This window comes from Limosilactobacillus avium (genome assembly GCF_947381485.1).
GTDB classification, from domain to species: domain Bacteria; phylum Bacillota; class Bacilli; order Lactobacillales; family Lactobacillaceae; genus Limosilactobacillus; species Limosilactobacillus avium.
The window spans coordinates 1-6139 of record NZ_CANCWN010000055.1 but is presented as its reverse complement, the minus strand read 5'-3'; the positions used below and the strand labels follow the sequence as shown (position 1 = coordinate 6139).

The 6139-nt window shown below is 37.9% G+C and carries 8 protein-coding genes; 6 read left to right on the top strand and 2 right to left on the bottom strand.

What is annotated here, in order from left to right:
- Nucleotides 1–475: LPXTG cell wall anchor domain-containing protein (locus QOS01_RS10100; RefSeq protein WP_283622236.1), on the top strand; the 475-nt coding region annotated here is incomplete at its 5' end.
- A gap of 134 nt (nucleotides 476–609) precedes the next feature.
- Nucleotides 610–771: a hypothetical protein gene (locus QOS01_RS10095; protein ID WP_228340970.1), complete on the top strand. Its 162-nt coding sequence runs from the start codon at nucleotides 610–612 to the stop codon at nucleotides 769–771.
- A gap of 94 nt (nucleotides 772–865) precedes the next feature.
- Here the strand turns inward: QOS01_RS10095 and QOS01_RS10090 are convergent, their stop codons facing one another.
- Nucleotides 866–1090 (bottom strand): hypothetical protein, encoded by a 225-nt coding sequence (locus QOS01_RS10090; RefSeq protein ID WP_098035005.1) that lies wholly within the window; start codon nucleotides 1088–1090, stop codon nucleotides 866–868.
- Nucleotides 1083–1322, bottom strand: a complete 240-nt coding sequence (locus QOS01_RS10085) for a DUF5388 domain-containing protein (protein WP_098035004.1) — start codon at nucleotides 1320–1322, stop codon at nucleotides 1083–1085. Before QOS01_RS10085 ends, QOS01_RS10090 begins: the two co-directional genes overlap by 8 nt.
- A 377-nt stretch (nucleotides 1323–1699) precedes the next feature.
- On the opposite strand from QOS01_RS10085, the gene QOS01_RS10080 reads away from it, so the two are divergent.
- The 4 genes from QOS01_RS10080 to QOS01_RS10065 all read left to right on the top strand — a co-directional run bounded on the left by QOS01_RS10080 (nucleotide 1700) and on the right by QOS01_RS10065 (nucleotide 5753).
- On the top strand, nucleotides 1700–2722 hold the full coding sequence (locus tag QOS01_RS10080; protein WP_283622235.1) for a LacI family DNA-binding transcriptional regulator: 1023 nt from the start codon (nucleotides 1700–1702) through the stop codon (nucleotides 2720–2722).
- A 218-nt stretch (nucleotides 2723–2940) separates the two neighbouring features.
- A complete protein-coding gene (locus tag QOS01_RS10075) occupies nucleotides 2941–3681 on the top strand; it encodes a glutamine amidotransferase (protein WP_283622234.1) in 741 nt (246 codons plus the stop codon).
- A 26-nt stretch (nucleotides 3682–3707) separates the two neighbouring features.
- Nucleotides 3708–4682, top strand: a complete 975-nt coding sequence (locus QOS01_RS10070) for a DMT family transporter (RefSeq protein ID WP_283622233.1) — start codon at nucleotides 3708–3710, stop codon at nucleotides 4680–4682.
- 15 nt (nucleotides 4683–4697) lie between these two features.
- Complete coding sequence (locus QOS01_RS10065; RefSeq protein WP_283622232.1) at nucleotides 4698–5753, top strand: linear amide C-N hydrolase; 1056 nt, start codon at nucleotides 4698–4700, stop codon at nucleotides 5751–5753.
- Nucleotides 5754–6139: the final 386 nt, after the last annotated feature.

Below are 6139 nucleotides of genomic sequence, written 5' to 3'. Positions count from 1 at the left end.
TACACCAGTAACTCCAACTACACCAGCTAAGCCTAGTGAAGGCAACAAGGATACTGATACACCAGTAACTCCAACTAATCCTGCAAAGCCAGACAGTGGTTCTCAACCTAATTCTCAACCTACTACGCCAACTACTCCAGTTACACCTGCAAAGCCAGATACTGGTAACGCAAGCATTAGTGGTCAAGCTGGTCACAAGCCTGCTACATCAGATAATGGTAGCCAAATTGCTAATAGCAACGCTAATTCTCAATCTACTGCTAACAAGCCAACCATTGTTTTGCCTACAAATGGTTCACAATCTGCTGCTAACACTCAAGGGCAAAGTGTCAATATGACTCGTGAACAATATAAGCAACAGCAAGCTTCATTACCACAAACTGGTAATGAAAATAGCAAGGCAGTCATTGCTCTGGGAGTCTTGGCTGGTATGTTTGGTCTTGGAGTTGCTGCTAAAGGTAAAAAAGAATTTTAAAATAGAATAATTAGACATTGAGTTTGATATAATATATATTTACTCGTAAAACAATGGCGCGTTGAGTTATGTGTTCTTTCACAACGCGCCATTATTTTATATGAACGAGTTTTTAATAAGAGGGTAAACTATTAATGAGTAAAATTATTAAAGAAAAACTAACTGTTAAAAGCATTGATAAGGACAATGGAGCAATTAAAGAATTGGAAAAAAGGAATATCTCTGTATTTGAGATGATAGATAATTATCAGGATGAAGTTAAGATTGATAATAATGCTCATAAGCCCCAAAAATAATTAAAACGCAGTTTCCTTTTACATATTTAGACTGAAATTATTTTTGAATTAATAAAAAGGATTACGCAGTTATTAACGTAATCCTTTTGAATTATTATTTATTCTTTTTCTTATCTTTATTTTGCTTCTCTTGCTCTTCAATGCGTCGCAGGAAAGTACGATAATCTTCATATTCGCCCGCACTAAGATGTTTCACTTGCTCGTCAATAAGGTCTCTCATATAACCACGGATAAACTTGTGACCTGATACCATTACTAATGCCTTAATCTCGTTCTGAACGTCGATGTCGACGCCAATATTTCCATGCTTTTTACTCATTGTAATTACCTCTTTCTGTGTTTTTAAAGTTGTCTTTGATCTGTATTGCTTTAAGAATATGCGAAAAATTACTTGTATCAGTAGAACTTAACTGTGTAACCTCTTTATCAACAAGTTTGCTTAACAACTGTTTTTGAGTTGTTCCTCTAATGTTCGCTAAAGCAATCAATTTATTACGGGTAACATTGGTTAGACTGACTGAAGTTGTGTAATCTTTATTCTTCTTAGTCATATTTGTTTCCTCCTTTACTATGTTCTAATAAAAAAATTTTTTGAAATAATTTTTTTATTCTATGAAGCTTAGCTAAAGTAGGAGATACTAAAAAAGCTATTAGCAGAGGATAAACGAAAATAAGCTATGAACGTTATTTGATATGTTCATAGCTTATTTTTTATGATTTTATTTTATTGTTACTATTTATTTTCTGGTCAATTTATTTCTTGCAATCTGTCTTAATAATTAAATTTTCTAAGAATAATATGTCATGACCATTTACGTAGTAACTCATGAAAGTTTAGATATTCTCTAGGATTATGGACCTTAGTTATTCCTTCACTAAACCAAACACTGCTATAATTAAACTAATAACTTGTATTGGACTGAAATTAATGAAATATACGATGAAGGATATTGCTAAAGCCGCTGGAGTATCGTTGAGTACGGTGTCTTTAGTACTTAATGATCGACCTGTTCGGGTTAGTGACAAAACTCGTAAGCGAATTAAACAAATTGCCTCGGAAATTCATTATCAACCTAACGCAGCCGCAGTTTCTTTAAGCCGAAACGTTAGCTATAATATTGGTTTAATTGTTCCTGATATTACGAACCCGTTCTTTGCGCAGATGACAAGAGAAATCAATAATCAGCTTGCCAAGCATGGTTACTCCACTTTATTTGCTGACAGTAATAACTCAGCAGAGAAAGAGCGGCATATTCTCCATAATATGGTTTCGCGTGGTGTCGATGGAATTTTACTGGTACCATCGAATGAATTTTTCTATCAAGACATGGATAAGCTCCAAAAGCAGATCGATGAGACTGGAAAACCGATTGTTTTAGTTAACGCAACGGCTGATATGCTAAAAGTGTGCTCGGTTAATTTTGATAATTTTAAGGGGGCTGCAATGGCTACCCAAGAATTAATTGACCATGGGCATCGTAATATTGCGTTTATTCAGGGGAAAAAGCAGTATGTCAATGCGCCGGAACGTTATGAGGGGTACGTACATACGCTGGAGGAGAATGATATTCCGTTTAGGTCAGACTTCCTTTATGAAGGAGATTATTCAATTACAAGTGGTTATCGCGCGGCTGATGCAATTATCAAAAATAGGGAAGTTACAGCTATACTAAGTTCCAGTGATATGATGCTTTTTGGAATCATAAAGTGGGCTAATGAACATGGCTTGAATGCTTTTAGCCGCTTTTCAATGATTGGCTTTGATAATGACCCCTATGATGTAATTACTCAGTATCCGTTGACCACGGTTGACCAGAACATACCGCCAATGGTTAGCAAGGGTGTCACCGCCTTATTAAAGATGATATCTACTAAGAAAATTACCTACCAACATTTGGTTGTTGCGCCCGAATTAATAAGACGGCAGTCGGTTCGGTCAATCAAAGAGTAACGTTTTTCTATGAAAGTGTTTACATTTCAGATTAATGTGTTATATTTAAGGTGAAGTTTGTTAATGATTCTTTCAATTTGAATGTCAGTTGTACACGTTTTGTTGGTTTTAAAAAGCATTCAGATTAAAAGATTTTTTTTAGCAATTTGATAAAGCGCTTTATCACTTCAAGAATCATTTAATTACTTCAAATTTTGCTTGTAAAAGGAGGCTGCTATATGGCGAATGTTTTAATTGCGGGTGAGTCGTGGATTTCTTCCACTGTCGAATATAAGGGTTATGACTCTTTTGCTAGTACTAAATTAGAGAATGGGTGTAGTCACCTTGTTAAAGAGCTAGAAGCACGTGGTCATTCAGTAACTCATTTATTTGCTCACGATGTTCCAGAACAATTTCCGTGGTCAGAAGACGATATGGCTGAATATGATGTAATTATTCTTTCCGATATTGGTGCTAATTCAATTTTACTTTCAGAACGAGTTTTCGACCAAGGGAAGCCAACCGTTAATCGACTTGAAGTGTTAAAGCACTGGGTATTAAACGGTGGTGCATTGATGATGGCAGGAGGATATCTGTCATTTGCTGGCTTTGAAGGTAAGGCGCATTATCATGGCACCCCAGTTGAGGAAGTTTTACCTGTAAATATCCTTCCGTATGATGATCGTCGTGAAGTTCCCCAAGGGCTTACCCCCCAGGTGACTAAAGAAAGTTTAATAACTGAAAATTTAGGGCGTTTTCCGCAGGTCCTTGGTTATCAAGTAGCAACTCCTAAGGAAGGTAGTGATATTTTGCTGAAGGTAGCTGGTGATCCGTTGTTGGTTACAGCATCATTTGGCAAGGGAAAGTCACTAGCATATATGAGTGACATTGGTCCCCACTGGGCATCAGATGAATTTATGAATTGGCAAAATTACGGCGAGTTTTTCTCGCGTTGCATCAATTGGTTATCCAATAACTGAGATTGAGATCGAAAGAAGGCTCGAAGATGGATTCAGCAAATAATAAGATGAAAAAGGGTGTTGTTATTCCTTTGCTCGTGCTGGCGACTATTCTTGCGGGGATGCTTTCACCGCTGCAATCTGCCGTTAATGGACAATTGGGTAGCACATTAAAGGGTGATGGAAATGCCGCAGCAGTAATTTCGTTTGGTTCGGGTTTAGTAGTGATGGCAGTCATTATCCTAGCACGTCATTCGACTAGAGCTCAGTTTGCATCAATTCCAAGAAAGATGCGAGCTCACGACTTGCCTTGGTGGAATTGGATCGCTGGGATTTGTGGTGCAATGGTTGTTTTCTCTGAAGGTGCCTCAGCATCAGTACTTGGAGTAGCAACTTTTCAAACAACTTTGATTTCCGGTTTAGTTATTTCTGGGTTACTTTGCGATCGCTTTGGGATAGGTGTTGATGTTAAACAGCCATTTAATTTTGCTCGTATCGTGGGTGCGCTTTGTGCAGTTGCCGCAACCATCTTGGTTGTATTACCAAACTGGTCAGCACCAAAAGTAATTGGTTTAGCCGTTCTTCCCTTTTTAGCCGGAGTTCTTGCGGGGTGGCAACCTGCTGGTAATTCTGCTATTGCAAAGGAAACAGGATCAATGCTGGTATCGATTACCTGGAACTTTATCGTAGGTTTCTCCATTTTAACGATTATCCTACTAATTAGAATTGGCATGGGCCAAGCAACCTTTGTACTTCCACATGTTTGGTGGATGTATCTTGGTGGCCCATTAGGATTGTTATCGATTGCCTTAATGGCATTGTTAGTACGTGGACTTGGACTATTACTGTTAGGTCTGGCATCGACTGCTGGTCAGCTGATTGGCTCCGTTTTAATGGACTTATTAATTCCGCAACTAGGTGCGCATGTATACTTAGTAACTGTTTTAGGTGCCTTGGTAGCATTAATTGGTGCTGGGATTGCAATGATTCCTTCTCAAAAGAAGGCAAAGTCAGTTAATTAAGGAGGTGGCTGGAAAATGGCTTGTACTGGTATTGAATTGATTAGTAAGCAGGGTAATCCTTATTGGGGACGAACTCAGGATTTTGAACAACATTTTGAATATTCGGGGGTTAAAATTCCCAAAGGATACCACTTTTCATCGATGTATTCACCATTTGTTACCCGTCAAGCAGTAATGGGGATTATGTGGGCCAAGGATCTGCATAAATCTCCTGTGCTATTGGATGGAATTAACGAAAGTGGAATTTGTGGTGGTTCATTCTATTTTGATCACTTTTACCGATACGTTTCGACAGAAGAAATCAAAGCGAGTGGTAAAATCCCAATTCGGGGTGAAGAAATCTGTAGTTGGATTTTAACCCACTACAGTAGCCTCGATGAAATTAAAGAACGGTTGAACCAAGATGTTGGTGTGACCAACGATCCGGGTCCAATGATGGGGATGTCAGTACCGCAGCACTGTGTATTCATTGATGAAACTGGCCGTTCGATTGTGGTTGAGCCGTCAATTCCCAACGGATTTCAGATTTATGAAAATAAATTAGGTGTATTTACGAATGCGCCAAAGTTTGATTGGCATATTAATAACGTTAAATTATGGCTGGAACGTACTACTAACCGAACTTATGATTATGACTTAAGTGAGACAATTAAACCAATTGAACTAGGAGAAGTAACCAGTGGGATGGTTGGCATTCCGGCTGACTATAAACCTGAATCACGCTTCCTACACGCAGCATTTGCCAAATTGCTTTCACCATCAACGGATGATAGAGAAACACTTAATCAAATTTTCCAACTCCTTACTCCAGAAAATACACCTAAGGGTTCTCTAAGAATTAATAATAATGGTGAAACCATCTATGCTTGGACACAATATACCGCTGGTTATGATATTAAGCAAAAACGATTGCTGGCCTTTACGTACGATAATCGTAACTTGCGGGAAATGGATTGGGGCAATTCTGCGGACTGGGAGAATCAACTTAATTTCTTCTCATTTATTGCTCCCCAAGACACGACTCCCTTTGTCGCCAAAGATAATTGGAAAGAGGGTGAAAATACTCTCTAAATAAAACCTAGTTATAAATGAATAACCTACCCAGGTAATACTTACACCCCTTGGTATTACTTGAGTAGGTTATTACTGTACTCCGTATATTTCAGTGTTAATAACCAAATTGATTTTTAACGTTTTTGCGAGATACACAGGGCGGAATTAAAATGTAGGAAAACGGCGGGACTATAATGTCATCTAAGCAGACAGATGAAATAAAAAAATCATTATCTGTTTGGAAGACATTTTCTAAAACCAGGAATGCAAAGAATAGTGCAGAAAATCATGTCATTCTAGTGCTAAAAAATTACTATAAAAACTCAAGGCAGATTGTAAAATTTAAGTTGAACATTTAAGTGGACAGAAAAACCCATCAAGGTCTTTAATGGTGTTACCACACA

Coding starts and splice junctions, on each gene's coding strand:
- QOS01_RS10095 (WP_228340970.1), top strand. CDS start 610: ATGAGTAAAATTATTAAAGAAAAACTAACTGTTAAAAGCATTGATAAG.
- QOS01_RS10090 (WP_098035005.1), bottom strand. CDS start 1,090: ATGAGTAAAAAGCATGGAAATATTGGCGTCGACATCGACGTTCAGAAC.
- QOS01_RS10065 (WP_283622232.1), top strand. CDS start 4,698: ATGGCTTGTACTGGTATTGAATTGATTAGTAAGCAGGGTAATCCTTAT.
- QOS01_RS10070 (WP_283622233.1), top strand. CDS start 3,708: ATGGATTCAGCAAATAATAAGATGAAAAAGGGTGTTGTTATTCCTTTG.
- QOS01_RS10080 (WP_283622235.1), top strand. CDS start 1,700: ATGAAATATACGATGAAGGATATTGCTAAAGCCGCTGGAGTATCGTTG.
- QOS01_RS10085 (WP_098035004.1), bottom strand. CDS start 1,322: ATGACTAAGAAGAATAAAGATTACACAACTTCAGTCAGTCTAACCAAT.
- QOS01_RS10075 (WP_283622234.1), top strand. CDS start 2,941: ATGGCGAATGTTTTAATTGCGGGTGAGTCGTGGATTTCTTCCACTGTC.